Origin of the sequence: Acidovorax sp. Root267, assembly GCF_001429215.1 — a bacterium.
Lineage (GTDB): Bacteria > Pseudomonadota > Gammaproteobacteria > Burkholderiales > Burkholderiaceae_C > Acidovorax > Acidovorax radicis.
On the sequence record NZ_LMJC01000030.1, the window covers coordinates 361,978 to 382,325 of the forward strand.

Annotated in this window: 15 protein-coding genes; all 15 read right to left on the bottom strand. The window is 51.9% G+C overall.

Features of this window, described 5'->3' with window-relative positions:
- Position 1 precedes the first annotated feature (1 nt).
- Positions 2–706, bottom strand: coding sequence for a class I SAM-dependent methyltransferase (locus tag ASE39_RS20300; protein ID WP_057272310.1), 705 nt, complete (start codon positions 704–706; stop codon positions 2–4).
- A gap of 341 nt (positions 707–1,047) precedes the next feature.
- Positions 1,048–2,073 carry a glycosyltransferase gene (locus ASE39_RS26080; protein ID WP_158004265.1) on the bottom strand — a complete coding sequence of 342 codons (1,026 nt, stop codon included), beginning with the start codon at positions 2,071–2,073 and terminating at the stop codon, positions 1,048–1,050.
- Positions 2,074–2,138: 65 nt separating this feature from the next.
- Positions 2,139–2,786 carry a NeuD/PglB/VioB family sugar acetyltransferase gene (locus ASE39_RS26085; protein ID WP_347230964.1) on the bottom strand — a complete coding sequence of 216 codons (648 nt, stop codon included), beginning with the start codon at positions 2,784–2,786 and terminating at the stop codon, positions 2,139–2,141.
- On the bottom strand, positions 2,783–4,438 hold the full coding sequence (locus ASE39_RS20315) for a glycosyltransferase (RefSeq protein WP_199864309.1): 1,656 nt from the start codon (positions 4,436–4,438) through the stop codon (positions 2,783–2,785). Before ASE39_RS20315 ends, ASE39_RS26085 begins: the two co-directional genes overlap by 4 nt.
- On the bottom strand, positions 4,429–6,657 hold the full coding sequence (locus ASE39_RS20320; protein ID WP_199864310.1) for a hypothetical protein: 2,229 nt from the start codon (positions 6,655–6,657) through the stop codon (positions 4,429–4,431). The genes ASE39_RS20315 and ASE39_RS20320 overlap by 10 nt, the downstream gene beginning before the upstream one ends.
- Before the next feature lie 68 nt (positions 6,658–6,725).
- Entirely contained in the window at positions 6,726–7,475 is a 750-nt protein-coding gene (locus ASE39_RS20325) for an ABC transporter ATP-binding protein (protein WP_057272313.1), read from the bottom strand.
- Positions 7,472–8,254, bottom strand: coding sequence for an ABC transporter permease (locus ASE39_RS20330; RefSeq protein ID WP_029413917.1), 783 nt, complete (start codon positions 8,252–8,254; stop codon positions 7,472–7,474). The genes ASE39_RS20325 and ASE39_RS20330 overlap by 4 nt, the downstream gene beginning before the upstream one ends.
- Positions 8,255–8,258: 4 nt before the next feature.
- A complete protein-coding gene (locus tag ASE39_RS26625) occupies positions 8,259–9,776 on the bottom strand; it encodes a hypothetical protein (protein ID WP_140426841.1) in 1,518 nt (505 codons plus the stop codon).
- Positions 9,773–10,870, bottom strand: coding sequence for a DegT/DnrJ/EryC1/StrS aminotransferase family protein (locus tag ASE39_RS20335; RefSeq protein WP_057229017.1), 1,098 nt, complete (start codon positions 10,868–10,870; stop codon positions 9,773–9,775). The genes ASE39_RS26625 and ASE39_RS20335 overlap by 4 nt, the downstream gene beginning before the upstream one ends.
- 10 nt (positions 10,871–10,880) lie before the next feature.
- A complete protein-coding gene (gmd, locus tag ASE39_RS20340) occupies positions 10,881–11,972 on the bottom strand; it encodes a GDP-mannose 4,6-dehydratase (RefSeq protein ID WP_057229019.1) in 1,092 nt (363 codons plus the stop codon).
- 29 nt (positions 11,973–12,001) lie between these two features.
- Positions 12,002–13,456: a mannose-1-phosphate guanylyltransferase/mannose-6-phosphate isomerase gene (locus tag ASE39_RS20345; RefSeq protein WP_081474612.1), complete on the bottom strand. Its 1,455-nt coding sequence runs from the start codon at positions 13,454–13,456 to the stop codon at positions 12,002–12,004.
- Positions 13,457–14,148: 692 nt separating this feature from the next.
- Entirely contained in the window at positions 14,149–14,475 is a 327-nt protein-coding gene (locus ASE39_RS26630) for a hypothetical protein (RefSeq protein WP_139019190.1), read from the bottom strand.
- A gap of 9 nt (positions 14,476–14,484) precedes the next feature.
- On the bottom strand, positions 14,485–16,773 hold the full coding sequence (locus ASE39_RS26090) for a M12 family metallo-peptidase (protein ID WP_082615526.1): 2,289 nt from the start codon (positions 16,771–16,773) through the stop codon (positions 14,485–14,487).
- Positions 16,774–17,222: 449 nt separating this feature from the next.
- Positions 17,223–18,464, bottom strand: a complete 1,242-nt coding sequence (locus tag ASE39_RS26095) for a sulfotransferase family 2 domain-containing protein (protein ID WP_082615527.1) — start codon at positions 18,462–18,464, stop codon at positions 17,223–17,225.
- A gap of 704 nt (positions 18,465–19,168) precedes the next feature.
- Complete coding sequence (locus ASE39_RS20355) at positions 19,169–20,104, bottom strand: hypothetical protein (protein ID WP_140426842.1); 936 nt, start codon at positions 20,102–20,104, stop codon at positions 19,169–19,171.
- Between the last annotated feature and the right edge of the window lie 244 nt (positions 20,105–20,348).

The following is a 20,348-nucleotide window of genomic DNA, read 5'->3' on the forward strand; positions in this document are numbered from 1 at the left end:
GTCAACTTCCGGGCCACTCAGCAAATAGCGCGTATTGCGCGCCCAATGGCAGCCACCGCATCTGAGGCTCTACGGCGTTTAACTTCTTCAACGCAGCGGGGAAAAAGATGATGTTCCAGAGGCTAGCGATCTGATAGCCCTGCTCCCTCAAGATCGACTTTATTTCTCGAGGCCTAACCAGCGTCACACCGGCATCGAACGGGCAATCCCGCACCACTCTACGCGTCACCGGATTGAAAGGATTGTGCTCGAATACTGCCAAAAGGCCGCCGGGCTTCAAGCAGCGAGCGATTTCCTTGAGGGTCGATGCGCGGTGAGACGGTTCGATATGGTGAAGGACGTTGGACACCACCACCATGTCGAAACTCGCAGCCTCGAAAGGCAAGGTTGTTCCATCGTATAAGGCCAACTGGCACCTGGGGACTTGGCGTCCACTGGACACCTCCAGACTGCGTTGCGAGACATCCACCCCTTGCAAAGCAGCGTCGGGGAACAGGTCACGTAAAAAAGGAAGGTTGGTACCAGTTCCGCAGCCGAAATCCAGAATGGACGCAGGTGCGGTGTGCGGACGCTCGTTCTGATATGCACTCAGAGCGGCAAACTTACGCTCTGCATAGTAAACGCTGTCGCCACCGCCAATCGCAAGTGCCCGATCAAGCGTCTGCCGATAACTGTCAGCGTGCGCGTCAAACTCGGGTGCTGACATGCTGAACCATTTCAGAAAAATGTTGAAAGAATTGCTTTCGCATGATGCGCGTCACCAAACCTGTGTCCATACCATGGGCCTTGCAGTACCTACAACAAGGAAATTCCCCTCAGCACCTCCGTCGGCTTCGATCTTCCGGGACCTGTGCGAGGTTCGGCGCTTCCAACTCCGAGTCGGAGTGCCAGCGCTTCGGCAAAAATGTCGCCTCACCTGCCGCAGCGTGTCGGTGGTGACGAGGCCACGAGCCTTCCGGATGCCGCCAACCTGCGTGACCTCAAAGAGGACTAGCAATTGGGCGCTCGGCCCGATATAGAGGCGCCTGAAAGTTTGCCTCAGGAGGCTCAAGCGGCAAGCTCTCTGAGATAAGACGCGATTACCACATCATCGCTTCTGTCGATGACGAAAAAAGTGGGCTTTCCTTGAGCCCGAAGTACCAGAATAGAAAGGTACTCCAGAGCAGCGCTGATCAGAAAAAGGATCATCCCACTGAACACCATATTGGAGATGATCAAAGAGCTCCACCCACGCGCCATGAAAGCGCCAGGATGGAAAAACTCCCTGACTGCCACATACGCGGCAAACGTAAACCCAAAAAACACAGCTGCCAATCCCAGGTAACCTCCGATACGAAGGGCCTTGACGCGACTGGACATAATAAGTCGCCGGGCGTGAGACATCAGCTTTCTCAGCGAGTAGCCACTTTTTTTGCCTTCGATAAAGCGCCGGTCTTTGATGGGAAGAAGCGAGGTTCCCACACGGCGGGAGTACCAAGAAAGCGCAATGTCAAAGTAGGTTTCATGGCCACACACTCGACTGGCGGAGCGGGCGATCGAACCGCGCATTACGCGAAAACTGCTGAAAGTTGAGACACTCATGTCGCCTGCTAAAACACCTGTGACCCGCTTCATGAAACGCGAGCCGAGATCACGGATGGCACTTTCATGCACCCCTTCCAGGGCATGGGCATAGACAATATCGAGCTGATCAGCGACAGCAACCTTCAGCATCGCAGGAATGTACTCAGGTGGATGCTGCAGGTCCTCATCCAGAGTAACCACCCAATCACCGCAAGTATGCAAAATCCCCGCGATGGTGGCTGGATGTTGGCCAAAATTCCGCGACAGATGAAGCACCCGCATCCATGCACGGCCCTCAGACAGGGTGCTCAGCACAACAGCGGATTCATCAACGGAGTCGTCGTTAACGAAGACCACCTCTTCCAAGTGTAATGGTGCTCGGTCCGATATCCAGGCTTCACGGAGCTGTGCAATCGATGCAACCAGTTCCGCCAGATAGTCAGCACCCGAATAGACGGGCACCACCAGCGACACCAGTACTTTGTTGTTAGGATTCGCGCTTACGCTCACTCCGCTCCCCCTTGGTATGCAGACTAGGCATCGACAGGCACTAGCCGTATTTATAGTGTGATCTATCAGATCGTCCGCAACACAGACACTTGACGCACGGGCACGCCGACATACACACCAGTCTGGTCAATGGAGCGATGCACGACCCCGCCACCTCCAATCGTGACATCGTCCACTATAGTCAGTCCATCTAGAACAGTGGCTCCAGCCCCCACCATGACCAAGCGGCCAATCCGACTGCGCCCAGCAATCACGGCCTTCACCGATACATGAGAGAAGTCGCCAACGACCGCTTCATGTTCAACCACCGCCCCTGTATTGACAATGCACCCTGCTCCGACGCGCGCCATGGGGCCTATATGAGCGTGATGGCCGACAAAACACCCCGGCTCCAACGAAGAGCCGACACCTATCGACGCTGATGGGGAAACAAGGGTCGCCAGGGGCCACCCGGCCCGAAGCGTCCATTCGACCTGTTCACGCCGACGTGCGTTAGAACCTGCGGCAGGGAACACGGTCCATCCGGATGGCAAGGTTTCGGGAAAAATGGTTTGCGTGGGAAAACCCAATAAAGTCTCGCCCGGCGCTGCATTCGCGTCCACAAAAAGAAAGTCCTGGATCCCAACGGCAACTGCTACGTCCATCACCGAGCGAGCATGCCCTCCAAAACCTAGCACGCACAGCCCAGTCGGTATCACCGGCGAATGACTCACGATATACCCTCGGCTGCGCCACGCTGCGACACCATGCGGTCCAGGATATCAAGGTGCTCATTCACCACGTCTTGCCAAGTGCGTTGCACCAACTGTTCATAGGTCGGCAATTGCACCGCTAACAACTTCTCTCGATTCGCGACACCCCATTGAATTCGCTCTGCCATGTCTTTCCAGTCGTAGGGGTCAAAGAACGTAAGTTCTTGCAAGACTGGATCAGTCAACACCTCTTGGCTTACAGGAATTTTCGCCATAACTACCGGTGTGCCAACCGACAAGGCCTCGGTGAAGGTGAAAGGACACCCTCCCTCGCTCAAACTGGGATTCACCGCCAATGTTGCAAGCTTGTAGCATGCAGCAAGCTCATCAACGCTTAGCTTGGGCAAACAAAGAACTTCCTCCTCCAATCGATGCTGGACAATAAAATCCTGTATCTCCGGCATGTGGCGTGGGTTACCCGTCAATATCAACTTGAGTGACACGTGGCGGCTTCGCAATAGATATTCATATGCCCTCAAGAGGCTTAAGATATTTTTATTGGGCCTAAACTGACTTGCATAGAACAAAAACTGAACATCTCCATTTTTTATACCTGCAAGGTAGTCAATGTTCTCACCCTTCAAAAAAGCTTGAGATAAAATACTGCGGCAATAATTTTTTGATGCCTTCTCTGGATCAGGAAAACCAGTAACAGTTACCGATCGGTCCAATTTATTCGGTGCGTGGTATATTACAGATACCTTATCTTCATCAACCCCATACCTATCAACCAATGTTCCCCATTTTATGGCACCACTATAGGCCACTAGATTATCAGAATCAGCAATCGCTTTTTCGACATTTTCAAAAACCTGTAAAGTGTAATCACCGTTCACAGATGAAAATCCTACCGGGAAGTCCGTCAGAACCACGTCTGGAACACACATAAGGCGAGGTGCCTTGATCTGATTAAAGGCGGGCCAGAATGCAGCCGGGCAGTACCAAGCGCTCACTCCACGCAGGCGCTCAATCACTCTTTGCATGCGCTGGGTTTCGGTTTGCTCCATATCGGCAAACAGGCGCTGCACAAATCCTATACCCTGAGGCTGATCAAGCAGTGCTTTCAAACGGTTCTTTTTCGCGGCGACCTTGGGAGTCACTCGCCGAATGCTGCCTCGAAATATCGCGGTCCATCGATTGACAAGGACTATCGGCACCCAAATTGGCGCAAGCAGCAAGAACAACCCTGCCATGGGCAACGCCTCAATGCAAAACAGAAGCAGCGTGGACACACTGTTCACCTGCACCGCTCGACGCCCTAGGCGGGTCTGCGCCTGCGTCACCCCGGCTGCTATTGCACGGCCTATATGCTTGAGCCTGCCGGAGCTGCGGTCCCGCTGTTGATATGCCTTCCATGCTTCGTAGGCGTACAACACGTAAGGCTTGCCTCTAGGCCCCACCACACGGAACCGATCTTTGGGAACGCCTTCGCTGTCAAACAACTCCTCCAGCGAATCATTCGACCAACTCGGACACACAATGGTAAAGCGTACATCACTTCGGCCTTCCGAGCCCTTCAAGAACGCTGCCAGATAGCGGCCCAACCCCTCCGCACGCAAGTCTACGGTTGGCGGATACGCCACATAGATCCCGTATTCCTTTATCACAGGCACGCACGCACCTCTTTCCAATAAAAGGGGGCCAGGGCTTCCACGCTTTGCACCGACAGCTGTTGGATTGTAGGCAAACGGGCTCGCCGGGCCATCGCCTCATGCTCCATCTGTTTGAGTTGCATGGCCATATCTCTTGGTGACGCAGGATCCATCCAAGACAAACCAAGCGAAAACTGGGCATCCATTTCACGCATCGCCGGGTAGTCACTGGAAAGCGATGGAACGCCAAGGCAAGCGGCTTCCACTACGCTGAAAGTTCCATTATCTATACGGCCTGCGTGCCACAGAAACAATGCACCCCGCAAAAGTTCTCGATATGCCAAGTCAGGCAATTCCCCACACCACCGAACGCGTTTATCCAGGATCTCGGAACGATCAAATACTTCAGCCATCGCTTGAATATGGGGGCCCTCTCCAGATCGCAGACCTTGCGTATTGACTCCCGTTACGCGGCAATTCAAGTGCCCACCCAATTCCCCATAATAAATTTCCAATGCACGCGCTGCATTGACGTGATTCTTATGGGCCGCAGCATTGGTGGTCCACAAAAAATAATCTTCACTAGGCCGAGGGCTTGCCACCTGCTCGACTTTCATCACCGGAAACTCTGGAGCCAACATCGGGACCTTGCGTACCTTTCCAGGCTCAAGACCGGCGTATTGAATCGCATCGCGCCCAGTGAAATCTGTGGTGACCAGCACGCGGTCTGCGGCCCGGGCGGCCATCAGAAACGCGTGGTCTGTCCCCTTGGAAATCACCGGCTCATACCTTTGAAGATAATCAAACACCATAAGCACACTGCTTTTCAGCGGCAGCAATGGACACGAAAGACGGTCACTTACCACAAGCCATAAATCACAATCTTGCAATTGTTGAATACCATCGTTCGGCACGATGTATTGGTTGGCGGTGGGTTCCCACTTTGAAAAACCAGCATACCGCATAGCGCGGAGAGCCTGGCTGGCTGTCAAGGTCTTCCACGAATATGGTCTACGTAACACGCCCTCTGGCAACTCGTCAAAATCAGCATCTGAATAAGTTGCAGATTCATCCAAATGCAAAAAAACCACATCAACAGGTTCTCCGGCCTGCCGACTGCCAAGATATAGAGCTTTCGCCAAAAGCAAAGCGCCACGCAAGCTTCCACCACGGTATCCCACCGGCAGTATCACCGCCACACGTTTTCGCGAGATTGCTATTGGTCGCGACTGCATTTTTTCGCGCGATGCCTCGAGATCGGCAGCAATGCGCTGAAAGCCTTCACGCCATAACTGCACCATATTCTGTGGATCCATGGCACTCAGCAGCACCCTCTGAGTAGAACAAATTTCTTCGATGAACTTCCAATCATCGCCCAAAATGCGCTCAATTTTCGCACGAGCCTCACGTATCGTAGAGCAACGTCCGGGCAATTTATCCCCACCGAGCCGATCCAACATGCCACCAGACATAAACACAAGCGGCATTCCGATGCGTACAGCCTCGAAAGGATGATAATGAATATGATGTGATTCACGACTTTGATAAAACATCACCCGCGCTTGCACCATATTTCGATGATGCTCCGACCCACTCACAAAGCCCAGGACATGGGGATCAGCAATCGCGACGGGCTGAGCTCCCGAGACCATGTACGGGAAATCCCCAAAATCTTTGCAAAAAGATTCATATGTTTTTTTATAATAATCATTGAATGCAATATCAGGGCAAACAAATAGTATTTTCTTACACTCGCCTTTCCACGCATTCTCAAAGCCGATATCCAACATACCCAACGGCAAGTAGCAGCGCCGATCACGAAGATGACTCGGTTCCTGATCAGCAAGGTGTGAATAAGCTTCACCAAAATAGAACCGCTTTCCCAAGCGCTTTAGTACACGCTCTCCCCCATAGTAAGCAATTATCTTACCGTAGGTCATAGGTTGCTGAGTTCCAAAAACCCTCCAAACAACAGCACCGTAAAAATGCTTAGATACAGATTGAAAAATATCCAGCGAATAGAATATTATAAAAACAACGTCGAAGTACTTGTTCGCCAAACGCCAAGAATTTTCGTCTCCGCCCGCGTACCAATCCGTTTTATTTAGAATTTCCAAATCATCTCTTGGTATTTTCAAAAGATCATCTTCAGAATAATCAACGCTTGCACTTCTAAATCTTGGATCATCAGGGTAAGACTTAGGCAAGAATATCTGCTCCACACCAATGCGCTTGAGCATCGATATCTCAAATTTTCGTGCCGACGTATGGTTCAACAACCACATCACACGCAAAGGGGATCGCGAACTCATAGTATTTTATTTATCTTCTTGTATTCACTAATGGCATCATCCACTGCGCCATCAAACACCACTTCTCCACGATGAAAAACAACCCCCCGCTGGCATAGACTCTTCAAAGCAGAAAAGTCATGAGAAGCCAAAACAAGAATCTCCGCCCGCTCAATCAATTGGGCTATACGCAGCCGGGCCTTAACCATAAAATTGGCATCCCCCGCCCCAATCACTTCATCAAGCAGTAGAATATCCCCCCCCACCGCTGTTGATATGGCAAATGCTAGCCTAACCTGCATTCCCGCAGAATAGGTTTTAATAGGATAATCAATAAATTCACGCAAATCGGCAAATTCGACAATCTCCGCCTGCTTTTCACGCATGAATTTTGGCGTCAACCCCAAAAGAAGACCGCGATAGAGAATATTTTCTCGGCCAGTTGCATCCGGTTCAAACCCTAAACTCAAGTCGAATAGCGAACGGACTTGGCCACGTACTTCAACCTTGCCACTGGATACAGGATACAAGCCTGCCACAGTTTTGAGAAAAGTACTCTTCCCAGCACCATTATGTCCGAGGAGGCCCACCCGCTCCCCTCCCGTGATTTCAAGATTAATATTCTTAAGTGCATGAACATCTTTGACTTCATCTGCATTGCGCTTGCCAAAGGGCCTTGCAACAAGAGACTTCAAGGAACGCTCTTTGAATGCAACCGATGCATAGTGAAGATTTACTGTCTGGAGGCTAATGTGGGGTTGGCTCATAGATAGAAGATCACCTTACTCTCAGCCTTACGGCCTACCAACCACGCGAAAAATGCAAAAATCAGCGCTAGGGCTAGAGAATAGGCATAATTTTCGACTGTGGGCCACGCCCCATTCAAGAGCGGTGCCCTGACCAGTTGAAGAACATGGTAAATGGGATTGAAATCAACCAAGAAGTCCATACCTCCTTGCTTGAACATTTTTGCCTCAAAGTAAACCGGTGACACAAACCACAAAGCCTGCATCAGCAGCCCCATGGCATGTGGCACGTCACGGAAACGCACTCCTACATACGCCAAGGTTGTTGCCAATGGCCAAGCGATTATTCCGAGAATCGGGAAAATGGTGAATACTGCCAGCCAGCTCCAGCCAAAGTTCTGTGGGAGCACCACAAGAGACCATCCAAACAATGCAAGGCTCGCCAGCATCAACACGGCCAGACTTCCCAAGACGGTTCGGAGGGTATAGATGGCCAGTGGGTGTTTGCACTGTTTGATATACGCATCTGCTTGGACGAAAGACAGGGCACCGCCAGTAACGTTGGCAACCACAAACTCCCACACAATCAAGCCAGAGAGAATATAAGGGGCGTAGGTTGTGATGTCCGATTTAAACATCTGGCTGAACACCACCGCCAACAATGCGGTCATACCTAGTGGTTGAATAATAGACCACAAGGCTCCAAAAAAGGAACGCCGCCAACGCGAACGCAGGTCAGCAAGGGCGAGGTGGATCCAAAAATAGCGGGATTGCCATATCCCCTTCCAATATCGATTCATCAAGCTAGTCCAGTGGTTTGACCGTTGCACCTATCCATCGGATACCGAGCCCCTTATTGCAGCAGTCCAGCCCTAGTACTGACGCATCCAGGTGCATTACCTCCACACCTCCTATCAACAAAATAGCCGTTGAAGAAGTAACGGACAGCTGGCAATCTCCTTTTATTGGAAGCCCGAACACAGCTGCAACTTCTGACAACTGCTTCCACGTTTCTCCATGATGGCGCCATACAGACAATACCCCCTCCTTACCCGAACTCTGAACGAGTAATGCAGCCATATGGGCATCCCCCCCTTTACCCGTATACCCAAGCACAGCAGAGACATGCGACTCCTGTCCTGCTTCCAGCGCATAGGTAAAGCTCTCCGTCGATTGATTGCCTGTAGCGTGCTTCAGAGCCAAACAGAGGCCGGCAGATGCTCGCTTGCTACCATCATTTAACGTTTCTGGCGAACCAAGGACCAACTGGTACGAGGACCATGCAATCCTCCCTTCCACTGCAGCGCGTGCAGCCTGGAGCCTGTTCTGGGTTATATCCCCCTGCATGTGGATAGGTTGCCATCTTTTTTCTACAGGCTTCGGGAGCCGCTCTTGAGCTCCGTCTCCAGCCATGCTTTTCTCCAGAAATCTCTGAAGATTATTCAGCGGCACCCCATGATGTGCTTCGTCAGGGACATCCAACAATCTCACTTCATTCACAGCCCCAAAAGACCCTAGGCAAAAATAATCAATTGCCTGCCATTTTTTTCTATCCAATATCCACAATGCACTCAAAGAATCGCGGCGTAAGTCTCGCCCCACTTTCTGACTCTCGCCTACAACAACGTAATCTCTAGTCGCAGCCAGTCCGCGTGTATAAACCGGCGAACCAGACTCCCACAGAGGTTCTTTTGAATCAATATCTATCAAGCCACCTATTTCTGAGTGGCAACTTAATCGCTGGCCTTCAGAAGTAATCCAAATATTGTGAAGCCCCGTTCTTTCACCCAAAGGAGTTATCGACAACACTTCCAGGTCAGGATACGAAAAAACGGCGAGCTTCGAACCCTTACTGTGGCCATGGGCCACAACGAACAATTTTCCAGAATGAAGAAAAACGGAATTCAGATGATCTCCAGTAATCCTATCCAGTGCCAATCGATCCCATCTGGCACTGCTGACTCCTGCCTCCTGAAAAACCTTGGGTCGATTCAAATCGATTATTGAAATGACATTTCTACCCGTGTTCGTAGATATGACACGCCCATCGGGTGCGCAAAATATCTGGTGAGGCTGAGATAAAAATCTCGCACTATTTTTAGCGCCTTTTGACAGCCAACCTTGCTCAGATTGAGCATAAGATGAAATGTCAACAAGCTCAGAATTATTCACCCCGGAGTGGGAGAGGACCAATTCATCCTCTCCCGCAAACCAGGATATTCCATAATATTCGGTACGATGACTCTCGAGAGGCAGCACCTTTCTAGACTGGAGATCCACAAGCAATAAATAGCCTGTAGTTGCGACCAAGGCGTACTTCATTGCACAATAGCCCCAAAAAAGGACTGAATGTACTGAGCAATCCGCTGGATTTCACCTTGCGTCAGTGCGGGATAACTTGGCAAATTGACCCCACGTGCGCCTAAATATTCAGCGACAGGAAACACCCCCTTTGTCAGACAATGGGGCATGGTGTGCGCAGGATAGAACACGGGCCGGGTCTCAACGCCGTGCTCCCGCAGGTGCTGGCGCAGCCCATCTCGATGGCTGGCATTGTTCACAAGAATGGAGCACATCCAGAAAGAGTGTGTAGTGCCGGGCTCTTCTCGATGCACGTCCAGCGGCAGTCCTTGCAGCGCTTCTGCGTACCAAAGTGCGATTTGGCGCTTTTTTTCAAGAATGACGTCTGCTTGCTCCAGTTGCGCCAAGCCAATGGCGGCACAGATGTTGGTCATTCGGTAGTTATAGGCAACGATGTCGTGCCAGTACTCCCGGCTTGACGATACACCTTGATTCTTCAAGTGAAATGCCTTCGCCAATACAGCAGCATCCTTGGTAACTACCATTCCTCCTTCGCCAGTAGTAATGGTTTTATTGCCAAAGAAGCTGAAAGTGGCGACGTCACCAAAGGAACCCACATGACGTCCCTTGTAATAGCTTCCGAAGGCTTCTGCACAGTCTTCAACTAGGAATAGATTATTTTCTTCGCAAATTTGAAGGATGGGATCCATATCACAGGATTGCCCATACAAGTGAACCGCCATCACTGCTTTAGTGTTCGGTGTAATTTTTCGCCGGATATCTTCGGGGTCAACCTGCCAGGTGGCTTGTAGTGAATCCACAAACACGGGTGTCGCGCCCGTCTGGATGATGGTGTTGACCGAAGCAATGTAGGTGAAGGTTGGCACAATCACTTCGTCACCTGGACCAATTCCCAACGCGGCCAAGGCCAGATGAATGGCCACAGTGCCATTGCAAACACTGGTTGCCCCCCCTGGCGCGCCCACATATTTTGCAAAGGCCGACTCAAATCTGCCGATGAACTCTCCTTTGGACGAAATCCAAGTGGAATCCAGGCATTGATTGACGTATTCTTTTTCGCGACCGTTGAAGTAGGGTTGATATACAGGAATCATGCCTGGCCGATCATTCGTGATGGTTGAAGTATTTGAAACCATTCTGTTTGACCAACTCGTCGCGTTGCGCCTCCTTGAGGTCTTCCCGCATCATTTCAGACACCAGCTCTGAAAAAGTGGTGATTGGCACCCACCCCAGCTTTTGCTTTGCCTTGCTAGGATCCCCAAGCAGGGTTTCGACCTCTGAGGGGCGGAAATACCTGGGATCAACCGCCACAATACACTTACCGGTTGCCGAGTCGTAGCCTTTTTCCTCGACACCCTTGCCCTGCCATTGGATATGAATGTCGATTTCTTTCGCTGCGAGATCCACAAATTCACGCACTGAGTGCTGTTCTCCGGTTGCGATCACGAAGTCTTCTGCTGTTTCCTGCTGCAGCATAAGCCATTGCATTTCGACATAGTCACGTGCATGGCCCCAATCGCGCAGGGCATTCATGTTTCCAAGGTACAGGCACTCCTGCAATCCCAGCTTGATTCTCGCAAGTGCGCGGGTGATCTTGCGGGTCACGAAAGTCTCGCCTCGCAATGGAGATTCGTGGTTGAACAAAATACCATTGCACGCATACATGCCATACGCTTCGCGGTAGTTCACTGTGATCCAGTAGGCGTACATCTTTGCCACTGCATACGGAGACCGTGGGTAAAACGGGGTGGTTTCCTTTTGAGGCACTTCCTGCACTAAACCATAGAGCTCAGAGGTAGATGCTTGGTAAAAACGGGACTTTTTCTCCAAGCCTGCAATACGTACGGCTTCCAACAGGCGCAACGTTCCCAATGCATCAGAATTGGCAGTGTACTCAGGCTCTTCGAACGAAACTGCCACATGGCTTTGGGCTGCAAGGTTGTAGATTTCGTCCGGTTGAACCTGCTGAACAATGCGAATAAGACTGGACGAATCTGTCAAATCCCCATAATGGAGTGTCAAATCCAGCCCTTCGCTATGTGGGTCGTGATACAAATGGTCAATGCGATCTGTATTGAATAGCGAAGCCCGCCGGCGAATGCCGTGAACTGAATACCCCTTACTAAGCAGCAATTCGGCCAAATATGCTCCATCCTGCCCGGTAATGCCTGTTATAAGTGCTATCTTTTTTCCCAATTCACTCTCCTGGATACTGATTTATTAAGTTAAGAGGACATTCGCCCATAGCTATCGTCATATCTCACGATATCGTCCTCCCCCAGATAACTTCCCGACTGGACCTCAATGATCTCCAACGGTACCTTCCCAGGGTTGGAAAGTCGGTGAATGTGGCCCACGGGGATATAAGTCGATTCGTTCTCACCCAACAGGAAAACCTTCTCGCCGTTGGTGACTTGGGCCGTTCCTTTGACAACCACCCAGTGTTCGGCACGGTGGTGATGCATTTGCAAGCTAAGACTCGCGCCGGGGTTAACCACGATGCGCTTGACCTGGAAGCGCTCCCCGCTGTCAATGCTGTCGTACCAGCCCCAAGGCCGGTGCACCTTCCGGTGTGTATCCGCCAAGGCGCGCTTTTGCGCCTTGAGATGCGCCACGATGTGCTTGACGCTCTGAGTTTGCGATTTGTCGGCAACAAGAACCGCATCGGGTGTCTCAATCACCACGATATTCCTCAGGCCGACACCTGCAACCAGTCGACTGCGCGCCATCACTAGCGAGCCCGTCGAATCGGTTAACACAGCGTCCCCCACAATGGCGTTGTCATTGGCATCGTGCCCAAGGACTTGCCACAACGCATCCCAGGCCCCCAGATCAGACCATCCAGCCTGCAACGGCACGACACATGCCGGGATTCCTAGATCAGGACGCTTGGGCAGGTGCTCCATCACCGCATAGTCAATGGAGTCTGACGGACAGGCTGAGAACGCCGCCACATCAGGCCGTACAAAATCCAGATCGCACTGGGCGTCGGCCATCGCACGGGTGCAGGCCTGCAGGATTTCAGGTTTGCATGCGTCCAACGCTTTTAGCCAAACACTCGCGCGCACCATGAAAAGCCCACTGTTCCACAAGTATTCCCCAGAGTCGACGTACCGCTGAGCGGTATCCCCGTCAGGCTTTTCTGCAAAGTTGGCGACCCGATAGGAACCCTGCTGGTATTCGGCGCCGCGCTGAATGTACCCATACCCTGTTTCAGGCCGGTCCGCCACGATGCCAAAAGTGACCATGGCCCCTTGTACAGCCACCTCCATGGCTTGCAGGATTGCCACATGCAAGGCGGCCCGATCAGTGAACACGTGGTCCGCCGGCATGGCCAAAAGTATGGGGTCAGCCCCGTCGGAGCCCGCCTGCAACGCAGCAAGAGTGAGCGCTGGTGCTGTATTTCGGCCAAATGGTTCCAGCACGATGCGTGCGTCATCCACTTGCGCAGCCACCAGTTGGCTGGCTGCAAGAAAACGATGCTCGACATTACAGACGAGCACAGGCGGCGCCAACGACACGCATTCCGCCAAGCCATGCAAGCGCAGAACGGTGTCTTGAAGCATTGTGAATTCACCGTCAAACGCAAGAAACTGCTTTGGGTAGGCTTCACGCGACAAAGGCCACAGCCGGGTGCCAGAACCTCCACACAAGACGACAGGAACCAGTGTGTGCTTCATGAAAAGGGGATAAGAAGGAAAGCGTCAGTGTTCGCCGCGGCCCAGCCCGCTTGGAAACTGAACAAGTCAAAAAAGGGGTGCGCCGTGAAGGCGGACCTTGCGAAAGGCGCGTATGAGAGACCAAGGCGCCGGTGTAGCTCTCCGGCACTTCTTTAACGCATTGTATCTTTGCTCATATACGCGCCAGCCAGGGTTACATCGGGTTTCCTTCTCCGGTGCTGAACAGGGTGGGGCACATAATGATTTAACGGAAATTGTCCGCTAGGCCCCACTGGCGAAGAAGTTGGCTGAAACCCCCATGGTCTGTGACTGCTCAGCCATGTGTTCATGGGGGTTGCCATAGATCGAGTCAGTGCACAGCCCACTTTTGCAGCGCTGTGGCTCCCTCGGAACCCGCAGCATGCATCAATGTATGAGCCTGCCCGTCCGCCCAAGCTGGGCTCACGACGCTGGCCGATGCACACCCCCTAAAACCCCGCAGTGCCCAGGAATCCCCGCAGCTCCAAGGTCTCTCTGCCCACCAAGAAGTCAGGCCAGGGCATGCCCGCTCAACCATCGAAAAACAAGTCGCTGTCAAAGACAGGTTCCAGGATCTACGCGCCAGTTGGGTGAGACGGAGCCAGCACACTTCAGGCCGATGTTGATCGGCCTCCTGAAAACTCAGGTCTTTCCTTTTTTAACCGAACAGGCATTCAATCAGAAGTGGCATACAGAACATCTTCACGATCACCCCAGTTGTTACAGGCATTGTTGCCAAAAACGGATACCGTCCTGTCTTGCGCCTGGGCAGACAACAACAAGGCATAGATAGTTTTCCCTTGGGCTGTGGCGAGATTGATAGCCCATTGGTTATTATTACCACATGATGGCGAGCCAGTTTTAACGCCTGCCGTGAAAAACAGGAAATTGCTGGAATTGATAATCAGCGTGGTTACCTTACCAGACGAAGATCCTGCCTGCGCACTGCATGCAATCATTGCCACACCGGTGGCAATAGCGATTTTCTTGAATATTTTCATATAAACCCCTCAGTCTAAAAGAAGTTGCAGTATCGGCGCCATATTTATCAGTCTCTTATGGTAGGTCGCGGCCAAGGTAACCCCACTGTATTGACTATCACCACGCAGCATGACATGGTAGGTTCCTTCGGTCGGGGTGGGGAAGGTGCAGGTCTCCTCGTTTCCCACCGCAAAAGGCCTGCAGTCATATGAAGCGGTAGTTGGCACTTGGCCAAATTTGACATAGAGGTCCACATCTCCAATACCCCCGCTGATCTGGATGACAAGATTTTTTGCGCCGGCAGGAACCACAACACTGCGGTACTGAACCGAGCCCGCAGCACCCGTCAGATTCGTCTCCAACAATGGGGTTGTTGCACGCCCGCCTCCGCTGCTGGAATTGAAGTTTGCAGTCACAGTGGTGTTTGCATTTACGGTGAATGAGCAAGCACCTGTTCCACTGCAGCTCCCGCCACTCCAGCCGACAAATGAGCTTCCTGCAGCGGGGCTCGCCGTCAGCGTCGCAATGGTGCCAGGAGCAAGTGACTCGGTACAAGTACTACCGCAGTTGAGCAATCCTCCTGCACGACTTACGGTGCCAGTCCCAGTCCCGATTTTCGCGACAGACAGTACGCCTTGGGGAGTTGGAATGAATGTGGCCGTCACATTCCGCGCCACACTCATCGTGACAGTACACACACCGGTACCCGAGCAAGCACCTCCCCATCCGGAAAATGTGTACCCCGTTCCAACGGATGCAGACAGCGTGACGATAGTGCCCGCAGCGTAACTTTCGTTGCAGTCCACGCCACAATTAATACCTGCCGGAGAGCTGGTTACCGTGCCTGTTCCCGTTTTGCTAACGCTCAGATCGAAGGTACCTGAAGCATCCAGCGGCAGCTTTGATTGCGCTTGATCCGACATCACAGTTGGAACACGGCCAGCATTTACCCCATAGACGTGATTGGTTCCAAAAGTCCATGTGATGTTGCTCATCCCCCCATTGAGCAGATGGCAGTAACTCATGATGGTCCCGTTTCCCTGTCCTGCGCCCCCTCCAGTGGTTGAGGATGTGCCAGGCAAAAAGCCCAACCGTCCGGCACCCCCAAGGGCAATGCCGCACTGCCCAGTAGCATTTCCCGAATAGCAGCAATCGATTGCACCACCGGTATTAGGCGACGGAGCAATATAGGGATTGTCGTAGTCATGCGTATGTGAACTACCAAATGCATGTCCAATCTCGTGGGCAACTACGACCGAATCCCAGATGACCTGCGGGTTCGACGGATTGAAATCTCCTTCGATATTTGCGCTAACGCCATAAGCCGTACTTTGGTTGGAGAGGCTACCCACATAGGCTATCCCACCCCCAGAATTTTTCCCGCTAAGCAAATGAACATGGTGCCGCGAAACAGAGGCATTTGCCCCGGCATTCCAGAAGGCTTGCAACTCGTTGAGCATCGCGCCCGTGGCTGTCTGGGTCCAAGGATCGGCAGATGTTGTGCGAATTACTATTTGCTTGAGATTGAAACGGGTGGATATTTCTGCTTGGTACCGACTACCCACATAGGTAAGCAGATTGGTCACATATGTGAATGCAGCAGACTCAGAACCAAAATTTTGATAAAACTCGTAGTCGCTATCAATGATGATATCCGCACGCCGAGGGCTGCCTGCTTTCTCTTCACCCAAAATTTTTTGAGAATTTTCCCTGCCAGTTCTGAGCAAATTTTCAATCCCAAGCTTCTTCTGGCTCGGGTCGGATTGAAGAAAATCTGGACTTACACCGCAAGAAAACTCTCGATTGATAAAATCCTTCTGATGATTCACCAAGCGTGAAACAGCAGCACCCGCACCGTTGCCGCGAACAGGAAGCAGTTCATTGACAACCGTCTCCTTCCCGCGGTGAATGATGGTGCGAATTTCTCCCTTGGGGGATACCGTTACAAAAGCATAGCTATCGGGATTGCCTTCGAGCGTGCCCACAAAATGTGCGCTGGTAGCCAATGGAAAGGCCCGCGATCCCTTTTCATCGACAACAATAAATTGTGTTTCACCGCTGGTGACTTCTGAACGCCGAAGCCTGAGATTCACTACCGAAGGAACTTCATCGTTAATTTTTAGATTTTCAATGAGCAACGCTTCGCCAGGCTTGGTATCCATTGCGGTGAGCGCAAGCTTCTCCGTCGGCGGCTCTCCCGGCGTAAGTTGCAGAATCTGCTGGGCTTGAGCTGCCGCCAGAAAGAGCGTCAACACTGCAAGGGTTACCGATCTTGTGGACTGCCATCTCATTTTATTGAACATCTTTTTAGTTCTCATAGTGATTGAGGATCACTAAATCAATTAGTGGCCCCTCGAGACACCCTCTCCAGCAAGCGGGATTTCCAGTCCATAGGCTTCAATTAAAAAATTTAACGCAAATTCACGAATGCAGCAAGAGCATCGTCACTAGCTAAGCTCTACTGAGCAGGCTTGAGCCAGACGGGCCACAAATCCTGTCGCGTTGTACAGCGCCACCGATGTGGCTCACAAGAGTCTCCCCTGCTCTACCATCCACCCCCCGCCAAACCACGCCGTTTGGCCGGTAGTGTGTGGTTGCAACCCATCATTCAGTTCTCTTCCATGAATTGCCAAGCCCCGCCAAAACCGAGACCGCGGAGTGGTATCTGCACCAGCCCCCTTAGCGCGAAAAAACACAACGACATAGGCACACATCAATGTTTGCCATGCGTATCAAAACACTTATTCAAACCAAGCCAAGGCAGGAATTACTTGATATGAAATCTCGCTAAGACAGACTGCAGCGCTTGCATCAAACGCCACGATCGTGATTCGACGATATCCGAGTACACCTGGCGAAGCTGGATATGGCTTGCTTCCAGATGTGCAAGTTGCGCTCGAACCATGCCATTGACAGCCTCGGCCTCCATGGAACGTGTCTGCTGCACCTCCAAAGCTTTTTGATTCGCCTCGGACGCCTGCAAATGCATGATTTCGATTTGCTGTAGCTGCTCGCGCAATTGCTCGCTTTCGCTCTGTATTCTCTTGTTTTCGATTTCCAGTCTTGAGAGGCTCAACCGCAAGGCCTGATATTCCTCCTGGGAGGGCTGCTGCCTTGAAGACCTGCTTCCCTGAGGACGATCATCAGTATTTTCCCCAGCGAACCACTTGTACGCATAGACGGGCATGGAGCCAGAGCGCCACTCTTGGATACGCTCCTTGAAGAGTTGGCAAGCATATTCATAAAGCTGCTGATCGTATTTGACCTGCTCCGCAATTATGCCTCTCACGTGTTGAGTCACCTCATCAACAACAATGCGAGATCTGTTTTCCTTTTCTCTGGCAATTCCATAATCCAAAAAATCCGGAATCATCAATTGCAAGAGCTCCAGTGATTCCACAAAATTCTCAGTAATTCCAAAAAAATCAAATGTATTTAGATTTTTTTTTGCACTTTTCAGGTGCTCCTCCATATCCCCCCCCAAGTACGTGGAGAGACAAATTGTTTGTTGATTGCCCAACGCCCCATCAAAGATTATTGGATTACCAGAACACACAAATTCTTCCAAAGATGCCTGCTGCGCAAAAATCAGTGCGTCGCGCTCAGAGGATGTCGCCACTTTATAATGTGGATCGTCAGGATGAAAGTTGTTCTCGTCGTGCCATGATTTATACTGCGAAATTGTGCGATTCACCGGATCACGGACAAAGGTAGCCGTAAATGCATTGGGGCAAAAGCGTAGTAAATTTTGATAATGAAAATGCCCAAAGACAAATGACGATAATGACTCTTTCTTGAAATACGCCTCAAGCGATTCTGACTCACCATTCACACCAACACCAGTAAATGCCCTAGAAGATGCAAAGCCTCCTCCCTGGGAAATCATGTAATTTTCAAATGCCGTTCCCGAGCATTTCGGTATATGCACAAATGCGAAGGGAGCCTTGGCACTGGATGGCGGGCCTATTTGGTCACTGCAGGTTGTGCGTCTACATTCTTCATTCTGCATAGTGAATAATAATTGAATCTCTTCAAGGAGATGATTAAAAGCAAGATGCCAGTAGAACCATGGTCGATCTCGTAAAAAATCCAAACGATATCTTGTTAACGACCATGCCCGGCCACCTCATGGAAGCCAAGTCTAATCATTGGGACGTTGGCACTCCACGTCAAAAACCTTGTGGACAACCCCGCATCGCCCGACGACCCACGGCAGATAGCGGCAGTGGAGGATGTAAGAGTTCACGATGTCCGCGTAAAACGCACGGTCTGGACTACGTCAGCGGGCTCGATCACATGCCATCGCACCCGCCTTCTAGGGCGTCACAGATAGACGCCAACTGGGGGACCCGGTGGTAGACCCTTCTGCAGCGAGGATCCACAGTGCTTCCCGGCCTACACATCTGCACTAGATACGAAACGGCCGGGCAACCAGAGCCATGCGGCTGCAAAGAGGCGGAGTTCCCGACTCCGATAGATCGCTGACAACCCCCACCCCTCTGACTGCTGCGGAACGCCAGTTAACTTTAGAAACCAAGAAGGCGTAAGTCGTTGATTTACTTCAGTTTCCTCCAAACTGCGCCATTGGTGTTTAGAGGCCGGCGCCACTCTACATTCGTCGGTGCGGTTTTTGCGCCACTACAGTTTAGTGAGTGCAAAACTCGCTTTCGGGAGTAAAAAATGGATCCTTGTCTCCGAAAGGCCTGGCAACGTTCAAAGGCTGCCCACCCACACGGCAGCCGTTTCAATCACCTCAACAAAGCGCCCGGCAGAGAACCCATCCGGATACATGGTGTCGTCCTTGCTTGGTTCCGCATATTCCTCCGCACCCTTATCAGGAGCGGCCTGTCCACCAATCAGCCCATGCGGGTCATTTAGAAGCTGCCTGTCGTCTCGCAGCGCAATCAGCACCTCTTCCAGAGAGACCTTGAGGAAACCTCGGAACTGTTGGTGATCCCATTCGATCGAGGTATCAACGATCCAAGCCGTGACCGTGGGCTGGCTGTTCACGAGACCGAGCGCAGCCGTCAATTCCATGTCCCGCCCAAGCGCACGCTGGACAGCGGGGACCTTCCTGCTCAACTGCAAACCTGCCTTTCGAAGCGTAGAAGTTCGATGTGCCCACGCCTCCTTCACTGAGCGGCGTTGGTAGGTTGATTTGAGCTCCAAGACAAACACATGCCCGTCTCGGGCACAAATCAAATCGATTTCCCCTGCGTTGGCATCCTCTGTATCCAGTGCGGGGATCTCGTACCCGACAACCACGTGGAATCCACGCTCTCTGAAAAGCGCTCCGAGCCGCTCTTCAATTCGACGGGTCTCTTCCTTGGCTTCATTTCTTCGGGCACCCAACCGTCGCAGGTTATTGATGACTGCTGCAGAGTTATTCTGTACAGCCATCATCCAGGGCAGTTGGAGCGAGAGTCGCCCCATTTTGAACAAGGGACGCTCTTGCCAGCGGGGACGCAACGTTGCATCACCGTCGCGCAACTGCTTCGCCATCGCAGCCCAGTCACATGTCATGAAGTCCAGGATGGCCTCTGCAGATCGTGCGGAGCCACTTGGATGCTCTGCCGTAGCCGTCCAAGGCTTGATGCGATCAACTTTGGCCGCTCGATCCGACCAGGCGAGCGGGAAGCGGTTTTGCATGTCGGGCTGAAGCAAGCCGCCAAATGCCAACCGACCCAAGGCGAGAAAAGAACTTCCTGTCTCGGAAAGGTACTGCTGATAGGGCCTGAGTGTTAGTGCCAGTGCAAACGTGATCAGCAGTGCCAGTCGAACATTGACCAGGGGCTAGAGCTGGTTCCATTTGAAGCCAACTGTGGATAACTATAGGGTGGATGCTTCGGTAGGTCCTCCTTTTTTGAACTCGTGGTTGGTATGGCCGAGCCAT

Coding starts and splice junctions, on each gene's coding strand:
- ASE39_RS20300 (WP_057272310.1), bottom strand. CDS start 706: ATGTCAGCACCCGAGTTTGACGCGCACGCTGACAGTTATCGGCAGACG.
- ASE39_RS20320 (WP_199864310.1), bottom strand. CDS start 6,657: ATGCTCAAGCGCATTGGTGTGGAGCAGATATTCTTGCCTAAGTCTTAC.
- ASE39_RS20325 (WP_057272313.1), bottom strand. CDS start 7,475: ATGAGCCAACCCCACATTAGCCTCCAGACAGTAAATCTTCACTATGCA.
- ASE39_RS20330 (WP_029413917.1), bottom strand. CDS start 8,254: ATGAATCGATATTGGAAGGGGATATGGCAATCCCGCTATTTTTGGATC.
- ASE39_RS26625 (WP_140426841.1), bottom strand. CDS start 9,776: ATGAAGTACGCCTTGGTCGCAACTACAGGCTATTTATTGCTTGTGGAT.
- ASE39_RS20335 (WP_057229017.1), bottom strand. CDS start 10,870: ATGATTCCTGTATATCAACCCTACTTCAACGGTCGCGAAAAAGAATAC.
- ASE39_RS20345 (WP_081474612.1), bottom strand. CDS start 13,456: ATGAAGCACACACTGGTTCCTGTCGTCTTGTGTGGAGGTTCTGGCACC.
- ASE39_RS26630 (WP_139019190.1), bottom strand. CDS start 14,475: ATGAAAATATTCAAGAAAATCGCTATTGCCACCGGTGTGGCAATGATT.
- ASE39_RS26090 (WP_082615526.1), bottom strand. CDS start 16,773: ATGAGAACTAAAAAGATGTTCAATAAAATGAGATGGCAGTCCACAAGA.
- ASE39_RS26095 (WP_082615527.1), bottom strand. CDS start 18,464: ATGCAGAATGAAGAATGTAGACGCACAACCTGCAGTGACCAAATAGGC.
- ASE39_RS20355 (WP_140426842.1), bottom strand. CDS start 20,104: ATGCAAAACCGCTTCCCGCTCGCCTGGTCGGATCGAGCGGCCAAAGTT.